Consider the following 17,188-nt stretch of genomic DNA (forward strand, 5'->3'; position numbering starts at 1 on the left):
AAATCCGGAAAAGTGATAGCCTTTACGTCATTATTTAGCGATTGGGGGTGCGAAGAATTTCTGCGTTGTTTTGTCCTGGCCTCAAGCCTGCATGTTTATATTCAGGGGTGAAAACCGATGTCCTAATCGGGCATGCGATTTGCTTCTGGGCATTTCCTTTTCCGTCAGGTACCTCGACAATCATTCCCCTCTCCTTCAAATGGGGGTGTTCGGCCGCTTCAGTGAAGGTCAGCACTGGTTCTGCGCAGGCCTCGAAATCAGCGAATATTTCCTGCCATTCATGAAAATCTCTTTCGAGGAAAGCAAGTCGGATGGCCGTTTTAAACCTGATTCCGCTTTCTTCATTGCTTTTCATGCTCAGTTCATACAATTCGGGTGCACCGATCGCTTCACATAATGCTTTTCGAAAAGGGGGCTCAAGGCTTCCTACCGAAAAATAGCGTCCATCTTTCGTTTCATAAAAGTCATAAAAGGACCCACCGTTTAACATCAGTTTTTCTGGTTCAAGCTCGAGGCCCCCTTGTAAATTCAGAGGTGCGGATATGGCATTCAAGGCAAAACTGCAGTCGGTCATGCTGATGTCGATGGCTTGGCCTCCTGTTCTTTCCCTATGAATGACTGCAGATAATATACCGATAACAGCATGCAGTGAGCCTCCGGCAAGATCTGCTATTTGGGTTCCGTTTTTTGCCGGGCCGTCCTTTTTCGTACCGGAATAGCCTGATAAGCCTGCAATCGAAATATAATTGATATCATGTCCCGGTCGGTCTTTATAGGGACCGGTCTGGCCGAAGCCAGTGATGGAACAGTAAATCAGCTTCGGATTGATCGATTTTAATGCCTCATACCCCAGTCCTAGGCGTTCCATGACACCTGGACGGAATTGTTCAATGACGATATCGTATTCCTTCACTAGATTTTTTACGGATTCGATGGACTCAGATTGTTTTAAATCAAGTGTGATCGACTTCTTCGATCTGTTAAGATATTGGTTCACACCCCATGAATCCTTTGCTCCCGGCCTCTCTACTTTCAAAACGTCCGCTCCTAAATCCGCTAGCATCAAAGTGGCAAATGGGCCTGGCAGTAACGTTGAAAAGTCCAATACTTTTAAATGAGTCAATAAGGTCATCAGCCGTGCACCTTCCCTTTCCATTGGAAATATTAAAAGCTTTCTCCGTCGTTCTGTACATGCAATTTAGCAGAGTTTACGATTATCATATAACACCTCCCACTAAATTTGTATAAATTTCCATTTAACAAAAATAAAAAGCTAGGAATCAACTTCCTAGCTTTTGATAATGAGCCTATAGAAAACAAGTAAAAGCCGGACAAATTGTCCGGCTTTTACTTTAAGCTTGTTCATTCGTATTTTTTGTCGAAGTCAAACTCGACTTCATCAATTTTAACGAATTTTGTCTTTCTTACCAGTTTATAGCCAAACCATAAACCAAGGAAAAGCGGGATTCCTAGGTACGCGGCTATAACACTGCCCCAGTCAATCTGGTCTGAGAAAAAGGCTTGGATATTTTGGGACAGGATTACGATCAAGCCAATTGCAATGGCAAAGATCGGACCTATCGGGAACCATAATGCCTTATATGGCAGCTTCTCCAATGAATGGCCTTGAGCGATGAATGCTTTTCGGAAACGATAATGGCTGATGGAAATGCCCAGCCAAAAGATGAATCCTGTAATTCCAATGGCATTCATTAACCAAATATACACTTTACCATCACCGAATACGGAAGCTAAAAAGGCTAGCATACCGATGGAACATGTCAAAATCATTCCTGCAACCGGTACCCCTCGTTTATTAAGTCTTGCAAAAATACGCGGTGCTTGGCCATCTTTTGCCATGGAATATAGCATACGCGTAGATGCATACAGACTAGAGTTACCTGCTGATAACACCGCTGTTAAAATGACCGCATTCATAAGTGAAGCTGCAAAGGCCACTCCAGCCTTTTCAAATATGAGCGTGAACGGGCTTACCATGACGTTATCCCCTTGTAAACTTGAGCTTGTATAAGGGATAAGAAGTCCTATCACAAAGATTGCCAATACATAAAAAAGCAGGATTCTCCAGAAGACACTTTTTATGGCCTTTGGTATATTCCGTGCAGGATCTTCACTTTCACCGGCAGCCACGCCGACGATTTCAGTACCTTGAAAAGAAAAGCCAGCCGCTATGAACACGATGAAGACACCCATGAACCCACCCGGGAATGGCGCGTCATCGACGGTGAAGTTTTTAAATCCTACTGCTTCGCCGCCCATAATGCCGATAATCATTAATATCCCAACGATTATAAAAATAACGATGGCTGTAACTTTTATGAAGGAAAACCAGTATTCGCCTTCACCATACCCTTTAACCGATAAATAGTTTAATAGGAAAATGAGCACCAAGAATGATGAACTCCACAACAATGATGGACTATTCGGAAACCAAAATTTCATGATCATTGTTGAGGCTGCCAACTCTGCCGCTATGGTCATCGACCAATTGAACCAATACGTCCATCCCAAGGCAAACCCAAATGCCGGATCGACGAATTTCGATCCATAGGTACTGAATGATCCACTTGTCGGCATAAAGGCTGCAAGTTCCCCCAAGCTTGTCATAACGAAGTAAACCATTGCCCCAACTAAGGCATAAGCAAGTAATGCGCCGCCTGGCCCAGCTGTATGAATGGCTGCCCCGCTGCTAAGAAACAGCCCTGTGCCGATTGCCCCTCCAATGGAAATCATCGTTAAATGTCGGGATTTTAAACCGCGCTTTAATTCTTGTCCTTCTTGCTGTGGAGGATGCTGAAAGACGTCATTTTCTTGTTTTGGTATCATAAATTTTCATCCCTTTCTATAGCGCTTACATGTATGGGGAAATCCATTTAATAAATTTTCCTATTTCATAGACTTTCAAATAGACCTAATTTACAATTCGAATATTCCTTTCTGAACCCTTCCTGAATTCCCTACCTGAATATATATGCAATTTTCATGCCAGATTTACAAAACCGCAATATTCAACAAATTAACAGAAAAAACGCAATAATAGACAAAACATTTTGCACTTTACGCCACGTTTTTTTGCACTTTATGCCAAGTTTTTTTGCACTTTTTATTCATTTGATTCAATTTAAATACATTCCAAATATTACTGGAAGAATATCCCGAAAGAATACTTCTATTAAAAACCATTTTTCTCCATTTAATTCCTTTAATTGTCATATTTTTTGCGTGTTTTCTCCATTTGATAATATATGAAGCAAATGTAAAAATGAGGTATTCTCATGAAGGAGTTGAGTGTTATGAAAGGTAAGGTATTTTTAGGAACTGCACTATCCATCGGTCTATTATTTTCTGCTATTCCCCATCAAGAAGCTTTAGCGGCAAAAAATGTGTTAAGTGTTGAAAAGTATAATAAGCATAAGGATTCGCTAGAATTCAAGTCTGGGAAACTTACGGACCCATCGAAGCAAACGGCAGAAGATATCATTCTTACCTTTTTTGACGAAAACAAAAAGTCTTACAAGCTAGAAAAGCAAAAGGCGAAAGACTCCTTCATTATCCAGAAAGAAAGCAAGGATGAACTTGGCAATACCGTCCTTAGATTGCAACAAACCTATAAAGGGGTACCTGTATGGAATTCTACACAATCAGTATTGATTGACGCTAAAGGGGTTTTAACGGTCGTATCCGGTACGGTCGAAGCCAATCTAAACACGAAATTAGGGAAAAAGGCTAAAAAAGGCATCAGTAAATCAGAAGCTATCAAAATAGCGGAAGCAGATCTGGGGTTCACTCCTGCCTATGAACAATCCCCTGAATCTGAGCTATATGTATACGCAAATGAAGGCAAGGCGGATTATGTATATAAAGTCAATTTGAATTTCTTAAGTCCGGAACCAGGAAATCATAATTATTTCATCTCAGTCAAAACGGGGAAAATACTGAATAAATATAATACCCTGGATGAAGTGACGGGAACCAATTCCGTAGGAACGGGCACAGGAGTATTAAACAACACCGTGTCGTTGAACACTACCTTATCCAACGGTAATTACTATTTACAAGACAATACACGCGGCAAAGGCATTTTCACTTACAATGCCAATAACCGTTCAAAATTACCTGGTACACTCTTTTCCAACACAACAAATGCTTTTACCACTTCTACCGATAAAGCTGCTGTAGATGCTCATTTTTATGCGGGTAAAACTTATGATTATTACAAATCCACATTTGGACGGGACTCTTATGATGGAAATGGAACCATCCTGAAATCAACCGTTCATTATGGCTCGAGATACAATAATGCTTTCTGGGATGGCACCCAAATGGTTTACGGTGATGGAGATGGCACGACGTTCATCCCATTGTCCGGCGGTCTGGATGTCGTTGCACATGAACTGACGCATGCTGTGACTTCCACTGAATCGAATCTTACCTATCAATATGAATCTGGTGCTTTGAATGAAGCGATTTCTGATATTTTTGGCACAGTGGTCGAATTTAAGAATCAAAGTGCCAAAGCGGATTATTTGATTGGAGAAGATATTTACACACCTAAAACTTCTGGTGATGCACTCCGTTCAATGGCTAACCCAACATTGAATGGTGACCCTGACCATTATTCGAACCGTTATACGGGTACGGGTGATAATGGCGGAGTCCACACGAACAGCGGAATCATAAATAAGGCAGCCTATTTGATCTCTGCAGGCGGCACTCACCATGGCGTGACCGTCTCCGGGATCGGTATCGATAAACTTGGGACAATCTTTTACCGGGCAAACACGACTTATTTAACTTCCTCATCAACTTTTTCACAAGCCAAAGCGGCAGTCGTACAAGCTGCAGCTGATTTATACGGTTCAACCAGTGCCGAAGTCACAGCTGTCAAAAATGCCTTTACAGCTGTCGGTGTGAATTAAGGGATTTACCTATATGAACGACACCTCCCTAGCTTCACTTTTAGCGGAGGTGTTTTTTCGTATGTACTGTAATGAATATCCATGCTATACGGAGTTTCGTGCATTTACTCGTGAGTTGGCGCACTTACTCGTGAGTTTCGTGCATTTACTCGTGAGTTTCGTGCATTTACTCGTGAGTTTCGTGCATTTACTCGTGAGTTTGAATCATTTACTCGTGAGTTTCGCGCATTTACTCGTGAGTTGGCGCACTTACTCGTGAGTTGGCCCACTTACTCGTGAGTTTCGCGCATTTACTCGTGAGTTGGCGCACTTACTCGTGAGTTTCGTGCATTTACTCGTGAGTTGGCGCACTTACTCGTGAGTTTCGTGCATTTACTCGTGAGTTGGCCCACTTACTCGTGAGTTTCGTGCATTTACTCGTGAGTTGGCGCACTTACTCGTGAGTTTCGTGCATTTACTCGTGAGTTGGCGCACTTACTCGTGAGTTTCGTGCATTTACTCGTGAGTTTGAATCATTTACCCGTGAGTTTCGTGCATTTACTCGTGAGTTGGCGCATTTACTCGTGAGTTGGTGCACTTACTCGTGAGTTTCGTGCATTTACTCGTGAGTTTCGTGCATTTACTCGTGAGTTCGTGCACTTACTCGTGAGTTTCGCGCATTTACTCGTGAGTTTGAATCATTTACTCGTGAGTTTGGATTTTAGAATAACTATGGATTTTCCGATACATCAGTAAAAAAAGATAACCAGATTTCGTATTTTTTGACCGTCCGGAATTTTGATTTGTCCTTCTCGTGAATTATTAAGTCCTACGTATACCTATGAAATAAAGGTTAAGCCTCAATTAATACATTAGTGTCATTTAAATGAGAAAATGATTAATTCCGTAAAATAGTTGCTTTTCTCCTTATTAACTGTCAAGCTTAGATGATCTGGACTATATTGAATAGAACAAGTAGGTGACGAACATGATTGAAGTTAAAACTTCCACACTCAGTGATGGTGAGTTCAATAGAGGCGTATTCGCAACACAGGACATTAAAAAAGGTGAGCTTTTACATGAAGCACCTGTCATTGCTTACCCAAACGAGGAGCATGTCTTCATAGAGAAAACATTGCTTGCTGATTATGCGTTTGAATATGGAATTAACCATACTGCCATGCTTTTAGGTTATGGCATGCTGTTTAATCATTCTTATACCCCAAACGCTACGTATGACATAAACTTTAAGAATCATACGTTTGATTTCTTTGCTTACACCGACATAAAAGCAGGAGAAGAAATCCTGATTAATTATAATGGTGAAGTCGATAATGAGGATCCGCTTTGGTTCAATAAAGAAGATGACGGTGAAGATGTAGCTGAATGATCATTGAACATTCATGAAAGCACTTGTGCTTTTGAAAGACCTGTCAAAGGTCTTCGAAAGCAACGGGTGCTTTTTCATTTTCCTTTTACCGGCTTGATGAATTCACAGCTGGATTTTAATCGTTTTAATTGTTGGATATTAAGCAAAAAAAACGCCCCATTAAGAACAACTTAATGGGGTGGTCATTTCACCTTAACGTACGGATGGGTTACTTGATTTTGATTTAGTCATTGATTGGAATTGGCTCTTAACCTTGTCAATTGTTTCTGGTGTGGCCAGTGTTTTTATTTGAGTCATGGTTTTTTCACGAGTTTTCTTATTGCGCATTAGAAATGCGGCAGCTCCTATCAGGACGGTTCCAAGCATTTTGTTTGATGGCATGTGAGTTTCCTCCTTCAAGTTAGTCATATATAGTATTCCCTCTATCTACAGAATTAAACAAAAGCTTCCTGTTGAGAGTGCGGTGTCCCTTTTATTTATCCAAATTCAGACTTTCAATATAATTCATGCTTTCAGGACTTTTCACCACTTTTTCAGCTTGATCCGGGTCAGCCTTCGTTTGCTTCATATTGAAGAGTTTATATGTCAAGACTCTTTTCACTGACTCGTTAATCCTATCCATCGGAACTTCCCCTGTCTTTGCTGCTTTTAGTAATCCGTTATATACCTCAAGCTCATGGGAATATTCATGACAGACGAGTAATAAGTCAGCTCCTGCAAGGATTGCTTGCTTCCCCATATCCTCATAGGAGAAATACTTGTTCACAGCTCCCATTTCCAAATCGTCCGTGACCACAAGCCCTTCATATTTAAGTTTTCCCCGAAGCAGGTCCTCTATGATGACTTTTGAAAGACTTGCCGGTTTTTCTTTATCATAGGCTGGATATTTAATGTGGGTCACCATCACGAAAAACTTTTGGTTATCCATTTCACTTATGATTTGCTTGAAAGGATAAATATCCGAATTTTCCAGATCAAGTTGGTTTGCTTCCACGGACGATGTTTCGACATGCGGATCGATTTCACTGCGTCCGTTTCCGGGAAAGTGCTTCAATGCACCCGTTATGGATACATCATTCAAGCCTTGAATGGCTTTCTTTCCGTATTGATAGACCTTTTCCGGATCTTTTCCCAATGAGCGCTCATCCGTTTTCGATAGATCAAGAACCGGGGCGAAATTTATGTTAATCCCCATGGAACCCAGTTCTGCCCCATTTAATTTTGCCACCTTGTACATGTCTTCCACAGATGCATTTTTCCCAAGGTCCTGTTGCGAAGGGAGTGGCGATACCCGTTCCCTCATCCGGATTATGTTCCCGCCTTCCTGATCGACGGCCACCATCAGCGGAAGCGAAAGTGTACTTTGATCTGCCGTTTGCTGAAGCGAATTGGATAACTTAGCCACTTGTTCAGGTGATTTCATATTGCGGTCAAAATAAATGACGCCCCCGATATGTTTTTGTTCAATAAGCTCCGTAATTTCACTGCTCTTTTCAGTTCCCCTGAAACCGACCATCATAAGCTGCCCAACTTTTTCTTCAAGCGTCATTTCTCCGAGCATTTTTTCTATTTTCTCATGGCTATCCGTAATGGCATCGACGTCTTTCCCTTTTTCGACTTTAGAATTCGCATCCATATTCAACTGAATGAACACCACTGAAAAAGCGAGAATTGCGATGAAAAGCAGGCCCATATATATTTTTCTTTTCTTCATGCTTTAACCTTCATTGACATTTTCTCTTTCCTTCCTTAATTGCCCTTTTATTGATTTTGCGGCACACTATCTTAATCATGTTCATAAATGGACCATTCTATATCATCATTGAGGATTTTTTTGCATAAAGCATTAGCCAGGTACCATACTACAAACATAGCCTAATTAAAAGGAGATGCCCCCCATGAACGGAATCTTGAAAAATATTGCCGTTACCTTAAATCATGCAGTCGATTATGCAAAACAAAAAATAACAGCAATTACAGGAACAACTTCCGTTACGATAGCGGAATTGAGTGCGCACATCATCAATCAGCCTGAAACAAAACTAATCAGCAAGAACCTTTTAGGGATACCCTTTTCTTTTTACCACTTACAAAAAGAAGATGTTACGTACTATTTGGAAATGAAGAGCTCTCAAATTCTCCAGTTGGATGTTCAAGCCCATAACCATACGATTGTGTCTTACAGGTCTTATCGAGATAAATCAAGCTTACCCACGGCGATTAGATTTCCTAAAACCCTTTTGTCCGAATGACTCTGGTACAAAAAATAAAAAGCTGATATTCCCTACATAAGGGGGTATCAGCTTTTTTTCAAATTTATAGGGAGAAAAACTGGTCTCTTTCCCTCGAAATCCATTTCTCGGCATCTTCTTCATCCTTTTTAACTAAGCGGTTAACGAGGATATCATGCCAAATGTAATTTTCGAGAAAATTGATATGAATGGGGTCATCTGTGTAAAACGCCGTTTCTCTCGCTTCCGAAGAAGGCCCGTAAATCGTCTCCTTGCCATCAATGGATAGGATGAACCATTTGTTCTCTCCGATATTATCCACATAGCTGGTTTGGCGATGTATATCTATACCTGATAATGGGTTTTCAACCTGAAATGCAATCCCCTTGAGAGTACAATGCGCGGCTGCCCCTTTAAGCTCTTGTTCAAGTTTCCCATACATCTTGTCCCATAAGGAAACCACCACCCTTTTCTCGGCTTTTTGAATCAAAGTACGACAGAAGGATAGGATATGCCCCTCACCTTTTAGCGTCATTACACGATTGTCGGAGATCGGCTCGATTTTCTCGAATTGTTTTAGTGTATGACTGATGGATTGATAGGTATTTTTCCATTTCGATTGGACGGATTCCAAAAACACATCGACTGGTAATGGTGAATATTGTATCGAGTCATTGATTTCCTCTTTTAATACGACTCCTTCTTCTTGAAGTCCATTTAATATTTCATAGATACGTGCCCTGGGAATTCCTGATTCCTTGCTTACTTGATAGGCACTGGTTGGACCTTGGCGAACTAAAGAAACATAAGCCTTTGCTTCATATTGACTAAATCCGAGAGACTGTAGTTTTTGAATGATATCTTGCATAGTACCTCCTAGTGCTTTAAGTAAGTTATATGCCTATCATACCAAATCTCTTATCGAAATTTATTCGATTTCAAAAGGTATGCATCATATTCTTATTTACAGAACGATTTCTGTTAGTTACTATTTAAATAGTGACTAACAGAAATACTTTGGGTTATGGCTACAGAAAAAGCAAGGATTCCGCCATAATGCCAATGTTTACGGAGGTATCTTGAATGGAAGATATACAAATTTCAACACTCTTGCTGCTGATATTTTTCGGCTTTCTGGCAGCATTCATTGATTCAGTAGTTGGCGGCGGTGGCCTGATTTCCATACCCGCTTTATTATTTTCAGGACTTTCCCCTTCAGCAGCGATCGCAACGAATAAGTTGGCAAGTTCCATGGGATCTTTAACAAGTACCATTGCCTTCATTCGCTCAGGTAAGGTTGATTTTCGATTGGTATCCAAACTTTTCCCACTTATTTTCATGGGATCCTTGCTAGGTGCTTGGGTTGTCAATTTCGTCTCACCCGAACTATTAAAACCACTGATCTTAGTTCTTTTACTAGCTATAGCCATTTATACCTTTTTAAAAAAGGACTGGGGACAAGAATCGACTTACCAAAGGCTTACATGGTATAAGGCAGCACTATTTACGTTCGCTATATTTGCCATTGGTTTTTATGATGGATTTTTAGGGGCTGGAACGGGATCTTTCATTTTGTTTGCCTTTTTAATGATTGGCTTTGATTTTTTGCACTCTGCAGGAAACGCAAAATTTTTAAACTTCGGAAGTAATCTGGCAGCACTGATCATGTTCATCTTTCTTGATACCGTCAACTTTTCCTATGGAATACCGATGGGGATCTCCATGATAGCAGGAGCATTGGCAGGTTCAAAATTTGCCATTAAGAAGGGAGTGGCATATGTAAGAGTATTATTTATCATAGTTACCGTCATTCTGATCATGAAAAATATATTCGATTACTTAATGGGTAGCTAAAATAGAAATTTCCGGCCACAGCAAGAACTGCATACATCTGAAAAATGCTTTGTTAAACATTAATATTGATATTTGAACAAATGAAAAAGACCACTTATTGTGGTCTTCTGAATTTCAAAATAAAATTTTTGGCAAAGTCTAATATTCTTTCCGCTCTATTTATAGTGTTATTAGGTGATTAATAGGGCTTGAATTTAGTGAAATACTTCTTTAACCAATCTGCCCCGTTAGTCGAAAAGGGGCTGCCACAGCAACCCGATTGTTTACGAAAGCCCCCTTTACTTTAAGGGAAATTCGCTCAAATCCTCGGGATATAAAGAGTGTTCTTTTGTAAATAATAAGATTGTTAAACAATAAATTGAGGAGGACTTATATGCAAAAGGATCAACAAGCTAAAGAGAATTTGGGTTCTATTATGAAACCGGAATTTTCCGGAACTGATGCACAAAAAGTAAAACAAGAAATTCAAAAAGATGTAAGCGAAGGACAAGGTGCAATGACTTCCCGAGAGGCAGGAGCAATGCGCGATTAAAAAACCACTCTGAGTGGTTTTTTTCTGCTTCAAAATTAATCACTTTACATCCCTCATTTCGATTTGATGGAGATGCTGAAAACTTAATGATATAAGCACGGTTGGTTGAAAGACCACCTCAAGCCATGTGAATATCTAGCTAAAGAAATAAACAAATAAATATAGCAAAAGGTAAGCTACATTAATTGGGTAACCCTTATTTTTATTGAGCTAACCTGCCCCTTTAGTTCCATAAGAAACTTCTATGGCGGCGATCCTCGCCTTAGTTCATTAAGAAAAGGTTGCTTCAACAACCTCCCTTATTGATGTAAAGCACACGTTAGCTTAACAAACAATTTAATGATGTTAATTATTTACCTTGTTCCTTTTTCCAAGCGAAAACCCAGCAGCTAATAAAGATACTGTCGCTAAACCAACTCCAATAATCATAGAATAGTCGAAATAATTTTTAAGTGCCATACCACTAGAAATAGCTACAATAAACAAAAGTAAAAAGAAAACCGTATAATTCTTTTTCATAATTCCTCACCACCCTTTAACTATATTACAAAAAAAAGCAAATAAATTGTTGAACTAACCTGCCCCTTTAGTTACATTAGAAAATGGAGCTGTTTCCTGCCCCATAAAGAAGTAAAGCATGCGTTAGTTGCATAAGTAAGAGGTTTGAAAAAATAGCCTGTATATATTTGAACGATGAATAACTTACCTATTTTCTTGTGTTTGTTTGCACCATATACAGAAAATTGGGAAAAACGTAATCAAAAACGCAACTAAGTTTATAAATTCATCAAAAAATACGTTAGAAACATTATATCAACAATTTAATAGATTGCAGTTTATTAATTGAGTTATTTTTTTCCAATTATTTTAAATTATTCTATATTAGTTCTTACGATGAATACAATGTCTTAACTATCGCAATTGACTAGAATTGATTTACAACCATTTAGAAACGTAACCAAAACCGTAACCATTTTTATAAAAAAACTCGTCAAGCGTAAAATTGAAAGTATGAATTAAAGCAGCCGTTTCTATATTGGAATGCGTTGCTTTATTTTTTATTGGAGCATATCAGAAATGTTTAGCTGTGGTAAGAAAACTACTAGCAATAAAAGCTATTAAGCTAAACGCTGGTAGCTTGCTACATTCCATCTATGCTTATTAATAGCTTTGTGTGTTCAGAAAACCATTCTAAGCGATTGTCAAACTTTCTAATGATGATTGATAAGCTAATTTTGTCTAAGGCTAGCTCTAACTCATCATCTATCTATTATTTATATAAATAATTTCATAATTGCGTAAACCTGTAAACCTTTTAACCTATAAACGTTGATATAGTAGGTTTTTTATAGGTTTACCTTTAAGTTATTAGAAGTAAATTCAGCGCATTGGTATTCCCTGACTTTCTTTGAGTGTGGGGTGTTGAGAAAGTATCTTGCTGAAAAGATCGAGACTTATCTTTTTATTCAGCTACCTAAGCCAAGTGAGTATCCAAATGTTTTAAAAATTTCTGCTGGTGATTACTGGTGTATCCAAAATAACGGCTGGTCTATTGATTCTGCTACTGAAATTTTTAGTGAGGAATGGATATCTGATGACGAGTTTTTTGTCACCGAATCTGAAATTTATGGGAATAATAAACTCTATCATCAATTGAAAAAAGAACTTCGAATAAGAAAAACATAGGGAGATTTTAGTCTTCCTATGTTTTCATTCATATTATTTATCTGTTTGTTTTTGCTTCTTTTTCAAATACTCCGCACGTATTTTTTCAAGATGCTGCTTTTTATCAAATTTGGCAGGCGTCTGTTTTTCATGAAACTTTGTCACAGCTACCTGACTTTTGTAATCCAATTGATATTTTCCCACTTTGTTCACCTACTTTTCATGTCTTTAAAGAAAATCTATTCAACAAATATAATATACCTTATTTTACTGAAGTAAACCTTATTACTTTATTAGTGTACTCTAACTTTGCATATATCAGTAAAAACATTAAAAACTTAGTAAAATAATTCATCGCCAAATGGTATTCATTTCATTGCTATAATCAAAATAAAATGCCTTGACACTCTGCATAAGCCTCAATAATTCTATTTCTTGTTTGTTCAGCTCTCTTCTAAAGGTCCAATTGTTCGGTAAATAAGGTTTAAAATATTAAAACAATCTAAGTCTACTCCATCTTTTAAATGGTTCTTAATGCTAATAACCATTACGTTCTCGATGATTTCAAATTTAGGTTTCTGAGGGGAAATATTGTTTTTTTTGCAAAGTCTTTTTACTACTTGTTTAAAAAAATCTACATCCCTAATATTTTTCTCCAAAAAATCACCCCTTGTTATTAACTATTCTACTTATATCCATCTTAATCCAAATATTACCTTATTCAACTAACCTGCCCCGTTAGCATTCCTGTAGAGCATTAAATATCGGCTTTGAAAAAAACAGAGCCCCTCAGTATGATGAGAGTACACACAAACCAAAACTCATCTTAAGGAGGAAGCTCTAATTTTCAGCTAACTCACCCGTCAACCAAACTGGGTTTATACCGTTTATTATGTTCGTTATAATTCAGTTTATAACTGTTTTTCTGCCTTTTATGACAGCTCCGGTTTACCACTAGTGAGAAATCCATTAGTTCCTTAACGCTTTTCTTACTTTCCTTGCAAAAACTAATGGGTCATCAACAGCTTCGATATTAACGTAAACCAAATTCGGATTATCAAAAAGCCACTCATTGTGTATGGATGAAACTATTATTCCTTGTTTAAGAATGGAAGCAACAAAATTCTCGACTTCTTTTTGCAAGAGTGCTACCCTACCTAGGCACAATGCTCGTCCAGTCTTATTATCTCTTGATTCAAATGAGAAAGAAGAGGTTACTCTAAAAGGTTTTCCTAAAATTTTTGCTTTTATTTCATTTCGATTTATGGTTGTCACACATTTTCCACCCGCAAATCCTTCTTGGCCGCCGATAATTCTTGCAAACTCTTGACAAATTAATTCATCATTAGATGCCATCTATTCATCTCCTCCCTAGTATTAATAGGATATGAATTAATGAATAGATTCGAAACGGCTATGCAGCTCTTTTGAAATAAAATTATGAAAATTATTTATATCTTATTAAACTAACCTGCCACGTTAGTTCATAAGAAAAAGGCTGCCGCAGCAACCTCCCTTTTTGAACTAAACCACCCATTAGTTGAAGAAATTTGTTGCCTATTATTCTTGAGTGTACTCGTCACTTTTGTATTCTAAAAGATCTCCCGGCTGACAGTCTAAAGCCTTACAAATCGCTTCTAACGTGGATAGTCGAATCGCTTTTGCCTTTCCATTTTTCAATATAGAAAGGTTAGCCATTGTTATTCCAACCCTCTCCGAAAGTTCTGTTACGCTCATTTTCCTTTTAGCCAGCATCACATCAATATTGATTATTATTGCCATGTTATTCACCTCAGACTATTAAGTCGTTCTCTGATTTTATATCGATGGCTTCTTTTAAAAGTCTTTGAAGAACAGCCGCAAAGACCGCAATCACCATGGGAGCAAAAATCAAGCCCATTCCGATTAGTACGAGACCCGGTGCGTCATCTATCTCCGCCATGATATAGACGAGTGGCAGAGCTACCACGTACAAGCCACTGATTGTGATGGCACAGTTTTTGATTTTCTTTAGGGCTCTTACAGATAATTCCGAGAAAGCTTGGTTCTTGTCAATATAGCTTAAAAGGTTAAAAGATTGATACAAAGCGAAGTAAAATGGGATTGCCGAAACATACATAACCATTAAAATTCCATATACAACATAAGCCAAATCTGAACCTCTTTCTGCTGCTTCATTTGCTTCATTCGCTATCTGAGGCAACAAAAATAGACACAAAGCAAGAACAGGAATGCCGATAAAAATAACAGCTACCTTTAAAAAGAGTGTTGAACTTGGTTTCATAAAAAGCACCTCATTTATTTATTGTCAAGTTGAATTTAACACATGTTTTATTGTATTACAATAAAATATTATTGATTATAATTACATTGTTATTGTTGCTAGACAAGATAAAAAGCATTCCTCATTACAGCGAAATGCTCTATAACTTTAAACCATTCAATTTATAACTTGTGCAACTAAACTTCCCCGTTAGCCATCCATGAAGCGCAAAATCGGCGCTTCACCACAGAGAATGAAAATTGGTCTCTATGTCGATAATGTTTTAATGGCTGGCGAAGAAGGTCGTTGAACTATGGTGCCTTTGAGCCCATCCGTTAGTCTGACTCCGACGACCACGGTGTACCACCGACTGTCGCGCCCTTTATGGGTAGCACTCATGGGAGATTAATCCTTTTTTGGTCGTCGCGCTAGCCTCTACTTAATATGCTGTGATTGGAGGTTTTTGTTTAACGATCTACCAAACTCAATCAGATTACTCATAAGGCTCAGCCTTTTTTTAAAAAGCGTTTTTACTGGGTCTATTTTGTTGTGGTTTTTTCTGGATTTTGAGCTTTTTTAATTTTCATGGGAGTTCACCAATAAAATCAACAATATCCTTTAAAATTGCAAAAAAAAGTACAACACTTAATTCCCGCCATGGAATGTGACATATAGGAATTATTTGGGTATATGATAGGTATAGAATGTGTGGAAAGGTGTGATTGGATGATTGAAAAGTGGACTGGCGAAGAAATGGCAGATCTTTCGGGGCAAACCATTGTAATCACTGGTGCTAATAGTGGACTTGGCTTCGAAACGGCTTTTGCACTGGCCGGTAAGGGGGCAGAAATCATTCTTGCCGTCCGGAATGCTTCAAAGGGTGAAAAGGCGGTCGATAGAATCATCTCGGTCCACCCTAAGGCAAATGTACGCGTTATGCAGCTGGATTTAAGTGATTTAAGCAGCATTCGGCATTTTGCTGATTCATATAAGGAAAACTATGACTCACTCTCCGTCCTTATCAATAACGCAGGTGTGATGATTCCGCCTTACAGCAAGACGAAGGATGGTTTCGAGCTACAATTCGGCAGCAATCATCTCGGTCATTTTGCTTTGACAGGCCTCCTGCTTCCGCGTATTCTTTCTACTCCAAAATCGCGGGTGGTCACGTTGAGCAGTTTGGCCGCCAACAATGGATTCATGGATTTCGAAAATCTAAATGGTGAAAACGGTTATAAACCAATGAAATACTATGCGCAAAGCAAGCTGGCCAATCTTCTCTTTGCCCGCGAATTACAGAACAAATTTAACCAGCATGATGCAAACCCGATTAGCATTGCCTGTCATCCGGGCCTTGCCCATACCAATCTCATGTCACGCGGATCTGGCAAGCCCATGAATAAATTTGTCCACTTTCTTTCCAAAACCATCACCCAGCCCGCAAATCTGGGCGCATTGCCCACTCTTTATGCCGCAACGGAACCTACATTAACAGGCGGGGAGTATATCGGTCCCGATGGCAAGAAAAGCAGAAAAGGCTTTCCAAGAAAAGACGATATCATCGATACCTTATATAATGAAGAAACTTCGAAAAGGTTATGGGATATTTCGGAATCCATGACAGAGGTCAACTATCGTTTCACTAAAAGCATTACGCCAACCTAACTAAAATGCTCACCCATTAAAGCGGGCTTAGAGGTTAAGTCTGCTGCCCATGAACATGGAAAAAAAAGAGGGGGCATAATGCCCCCTCTTTTCACTTCTATCATTCAGCGTCAAAAACTTCGACTTTTTCCATTTTGTCGCCATTTTTCATAGCTTTTGCTGTTTCAAGTCCAGATGTCACTTTACCGAATACCGTGTGAACGCCGTTAAGATGCGGTTGTGGTGCGTGCACGATAAAGAATTGGCTTGAGCCTGTATCTTTTCCGGCATGTGCCATTGATAGGCTGCCTGCCTCATGTTTGTGAGGGTTTCCTACTGTTTCACATTTGATTTGTGTGCCGCTTCCGCCTGCACCTGTACCTGTTGGATCTCCGCCTTGGCTTACGAAACCAGGGATGACACGGTGAAAGACTACGCCGTTATAAAATCCTGTGTTTGCTAAGTTTTCGAAGTTGGCAACTGTGTTCGGTGCTTCGTTCGGGAAAAGGTCGAATTCGATCTTTTCTCCATTTTCCATAAGTATGTATCCTTTTTTAGCCATGTAAAACATCTCCTTTAATATGAACTGAACTGAATCAAATCTAATAGTAACATTTTTAGAAGCAGAAAGAAAAGCAAGCACTACTTATTTCGATTTGTATCATTATACATCACAACGTTTTTTCTTTT

At 39.0% G+C, this 17,188-nt stretch carries 20 protein-coding genes; 8 read left to right on the forward strand and 12 right to left on the reverse strand.

What is annotated here, in order from left to right; translation table 11 throughout:
* Positions 1-34: 34 nt before the first annotated feature.
* Entirely contained in the window at positions 35-1,156 is a 1,122-nt protein-coding gene (locus tag ABIE66_RS24920) for a CaiB/BaiF CoA transferase family protein (RefSeq protein ID WP_370016664.1), read from the reverse strand.
* A gap of 206 nt (positions 1,157-1,362) precedes the next feature.
* A complete protein-coding gene (locus tag ABIE66_RS24925) occupies positions 1,363-2,847 on the reverse strand; it encodes an amino acid permease (protein WP_370016665.1) in 1,485 nt (494 codons plus the stop codon).
* A 467-nt stretch (positions 2,848-3,314) separates the two neighbouring features.
* Here ABIE66_RS24925 and ABIE66_RS24930 point away from each other — a divergent pair, with 467 nt between their 5' ends.
* The 3 genes from ABIE66_RS24930 to ABIE66_RS24940 all read left to right on the forward strand — a co-directional run bounded on the left by ABIE66_RS24930 (position 3,315) and on the right by ABIE66_RS24940 (position 6,309).
* Positions 3,315-4,940 carry a M4 family metallopeptidase gene (locus ABIE66_RS24930; RefSeq protein ID WP_289326757.1) on the forward strand — a complete coding sequence of 542 codons (1,626 nt, stop codon included), beginning with the start codon at positions 3,315-3,317 and terminating at the stop codon, positions 4,938-4,940.
* A gap of 61 nt (positions 4,941-5,001) precedes the next feature.
* The gene (locus ABIE66_RS24935; protein ID WP_370016666.1) at positions 5,002-5,199 is read left to right on the forward strand and encodes a hypothetical protein; all 198 of its coding nucleotides are present in this window, start codon (positions 5,002-5,004) and stop codon (positions 5,197-5,199) included.
* Positions 5,200-5,907: 708 nt separating this feature from the next.
* A complete protein-coding gene (locus ABIE66_RS24940; protein ID WP_289314608.1) occupies positions 5,908-6,309 on the forward strand; it encodes an SET domain-containing protein in 402 nt (133 codons plus the stop codon).
* Between the two features lie 192 nt (positions 6,310-6,501).
* Here ABIE66_RS24940 and ABIE66_RS24945 read toward each other — a convergent pair whose 3' ends face one another.
* A complete protein-coding gene (locus ABIE66_RS24945) occupies positions 6,502-6,690 on the reverse strand; it encodes a hypothetical protein (protein WP_289326759.1) in 189 nt (62 codons plus the stop codon).
* 91 nt (positions 6,691-6,781) lie between these two features.
* Positions 6,782-8,023, reverse strand: a complete 1,242-nt coding sequence (nagZ, locus tag ABIE66_RS24950; protein WP_370016667.1) for a beta-N-acetylhexosaminidase — start codon at positions 8,021-8,023, stop codon at positions 6,782-6,784.
* A gap of 184 nt (positions 8,024-8,207) precedes the next feature.
* Between nagZ and ABIE66_RS24955 the strand changes: the two genes are divergently transcribed.
* The gene (locus tag ABIE66_RS24955) at positions 8,208-8,561 is read left to right on the forward strand and encodes a hypothetical protein (RefSeq protein ID WP_370016668.1); all 354 of its coding nucleotides are present in this window, start codon (positions 8,208-8,210) and stop codon (positions 8,559-8,561) included.
* Between the two features lie 64 nt (positions 8,562-8,625).
* On the opposite strand, the gene ABIE66_RS24960 is transcribed toward ABIE66_RS24955, so the two are convergent.
* Positions 8,626-9,408 carry a TrmB family transcriptional regulator gene (locus ABIE66_RS24960; RefSeq protein WP_370016669.1) on the reverse strand — a complete coding sequence of 261 codons (783 nt, stop codon included), beginning with the start codon at positions 9,406-9,408 and terminating at the stop codon, positions 8,626-8,628.
* A gap of 215 nt (positions 9,409-9,623) precedes the next feature.
* Here ABIE66_RS24960 and ABIE66_RS24965 point away from each other — a divergent pair, with 215 nt between their 5' ends.
* Positions 9,624-10,394 carry a TSUP family transporter gene (locus ABIE66_RS24965; RefSeq protein WP_370016670.1) on the forward strand — a complete coding sequence of 257 codons (771 nt, stop codon included), beginning with the start codon at positions 9,624-9,626 and terminating at the stop codon, positions 10,392-10,394.
* A gap of 373 nt (positions 10,395-10,767) precedes the next feature.
* The gene (locus tag ABIE66_RS24970) at positions 10,768-10,926 is read left to right on the forward strand and encodes a hypothetical protein (protein WP_289314602.1); all 159 of its coding nucleotides are present in this window, start codon (positions 10,768-10,770) and stop codon (positions 10,924-10,926) included.
* Between the two features lie 345 nt (positions 10,927-11,271).
* Here ABIE66_RS24970 and ABIE66_RS24975 read toward each other — a convergent pair whose 3' ends face one another.
* On the reverse strand, positions 11,272-11,445 hold the full coding sequence (locus ABIE66_RS24975) for a hypothetical protein (RefSeq protein ID WP_370016671.1): 174 nt from the start codon (positions 11,443-11,445) through the stop codon (positions 11,272-11,274).
* A gap of 903 nt (positions 11,446-12,348) precedes the next feature.
* Between ABIE66_RS24975 and ABIE66_RS24980 the strand changes: the two genes are divergently transcribed.
* Positions 12,349-12,612, forward strand: a complete 264-nt coding sequence (locus ABIE66_RS24980) for a hypothetical protein (RefSeq protein WP_056529736.1) — start codon at positions 12,349-12,351, stop codon at positions 12,610-12,612.
* Between the two features lie 33 nt (positions 12,613-12,645).
* On the opposite strand, the gene ABIE66_RS24985 is transcribed toward ABIE66_RS24980, so the two are convergent.
* The 5 genes from ABIE66_RS24985 to ABIE66_RS25005 form a co-directional block, all read right to left on the reverse strand.
* Entirely contained in the window at positions 12,646-12,795 is a 150-nt protein-coding gene (locus ABIE66_RS24985; RefSeq protein ID WP_289326765.1) for a hypothetical protein, read from the reverse strand.
* 239 nt (positions 12,796-13,034) lie between these two features.
* Positions 13,035-13,250, reverse strand: coding sequence for a hypothetical protein (locus ABIE66_RS24990; protein ID WP_370016672.1), 216 nt, complete (start codon positions 13,248-13,250; stop codon positions 13,035-13,037).
* Between the two features lie 310 nt (positions 13,251-13,560).
* Entirely contained in the window at positions 13,561-13,947 is a 387-nt protein-coding gene (locus tag ABIE66_RS24995; protein WP_370016673.1) for a DUF1259 domain-containing protein, read from the reverse strand.
* Between the two features lie 204 nt (positions 13,948-14,151).
* Positions 14,152-14,373 (reverse strand): helix-turn-helix domain-containing protein, encoded by a 222-nt coding sequence (locus ABIE66_RS25000; RefSeq protein WP_289314598.1) that lies wholly within the window; start codon positions 14,371-14,373, stop codon positions 14,152-14,154.
* Positions 14,374-14,383: 10 nt separating this feature from the next.
* On the reverse strand, positions 14,384-14,875 hold the full coding sequence (locus tag ABIE66_RS25005; RefSeq protein WP_289314597.1) for a DUF2975 domain-containing protein: 492 nt from the start codon (positions 14,873-14,875) through the stop codon (positions 14,384-14,386).
* A 705-nt stretch (positions 14,876-15,580) separates the two neighbouring features.
* Here ABIE66_RS25005 and ABIE66_RS25010 point away from each other — a divergent pair.
* Entirely contained in the window at positions 15,581-16,519 is a 939-nt protein-coding gene (locus tag ABIE66_RS25010) for an oxidoreductase (protein ID WP_370016674.1), read from the forward strand.
* Between the two features lie 100 nt (positions 16,520-16,619).
* Here the strand turns inward: ABIE66_RS25010 and ABIE66_RS25015 are convergent, their stop codons facing one another.
* Positions 16,620-17,060: a peptidylprolyl isomerase gene (locus ABIE66_RS25015; RefSeq protein WP_053348803.1), complete on the reverse strand. Its 441-nt coding sequence runs from the start codon at positions 17,058-17,060 to the stop codon at positions 16,620-16,622.
* Positions 17,061-17,188 lie beyond the last annotated feature (128 nt).

This window comes from Peribacillus sp. B2I2 (assembly GCF_041261685.1).
Classification (GTDB): domain Bacteria; phylum Bacillota; class Bacilli; order Bacillales; family DSM-1321; genus Peribacillus.

Bases quoted from the DNA above. Each gene is read 5' to 3' on its own strand.
- ABIE66_RS24940 (WP_289314608.1), top strand. From the start codon at position 5,908: ATGATTGAAGTTAAAACTTCCACACTCAGTGATGGTGAGTTCAATAGA.
- ABIE66_RS24920 (WP_370016664.1), bottom strand. From the start codon at position 1,156: ATGGAAAGGGAAGGTGCACGGCTGATGACCTTATTGACTCATTTAAAA.
- ABIE66_RS25015 (WP_053348803.1), bottom strand. From the start codon at position 17,060: ATGGCTAAAAAAGGATACATACTTATGGAAAATGGAGAAAAGATCGAA.
- ABIE66_RS24995 (WP_370016673.1), bottom strand. From the start codon at position 13,947: ATGGCATCTAATGATGAATTAATTTGTCAAGAGTTTGCAAGAATTATC.
- ABIE66_RS24945 (WP_289326759.1), bottom strand. From the start codon at position 6,690: ATGCCATCAAACAAAATGCTTGGAACCGTCCTGATAGGAGCTGCCGCA.
- ABIE66_RS24965 (WP_370016670.1), top strand. From the start codon at position 9,624: ATGGAAGATATACAAATTTCAACACTCTTGCTGCTGATATTTTTCGGC.
- ABIE66_RS25010 (WP_370016674.1), top strand. From the start codon at position 15,581: ATGATTGAAAAGTGGACTGGCGAAGAAATGGCAGATCTTTCGGGGCAA.
- ABIE66_RS24960 (WP_370016669.1), bottom strand. From the start codon at position 9,408: ATGCAAGATATCATTCAAAAACTACAGTCTCTCGGATTTAGTCAATAT.
- ABIE66_RS24930 (WP_289326757.1), top strand. From the start codon at position 3,315: ATGAAAGGTAAGGTATTTTTAGGAACTGCACTATCCATCGGTCTATTA.
- nagZ (WP_370016667.1), bottom strand. From the start codon at position 8,023: ATGAAGAAAAGAAAAATATATATGGGCCTGCTTTTCATCGCAATTCTC.
- ABIE66_RS25000 (WP_289314598.1), bottom strand. From the start codon at position 14,373: ATGGCAATAATAATCAATATTGATGTGATGCTGGCTAAAAGGAAAATG.
- ABIE66_RS24925 (WP_370016665.1), bottom strand. From the start codon at position 2,847: ATGATACCAAAACAAGAAAATGACGTCTTTCAGCATCCTCCACAGCAA.
- ABIE66_RS24975 (WP_370016671.1), bottom strand. From the start codon at position 11,445: ATGAAAAAGAATTATACGGTTTTCTTTTTACTTTTGTTTATTGTAGCT.
- ABIE66_RS24970 (WP_289314602.1), top strand. From the start codon at position 10,768: ATGCAAAAGGATCAACAAGCTAAAGAGAATTTGGGTTCTATTATGAAA.
- ABIE66_RS24935 (WP_370016666.1), top strand. From the start codon at position 5,002: ATGTACTGTAATGAATATCCATGCTATACGGAGTTTCGTGCATTTACT.
- ABIE66_RS24955 (WP_370016668.1), top strand. From the start codon at position 8,208: ATGAACGGAATCTTGAAAAATATTGCCGTTACCTTAAATCATGCAGTC.
- ABIE66_RS25005 (WP_289314597.1), bottom strand. From the start codon at position 14,875: ATGAAACCAAGTTCAACACTCTTTTTAAAGGTAGCTGTTATTTTTATC.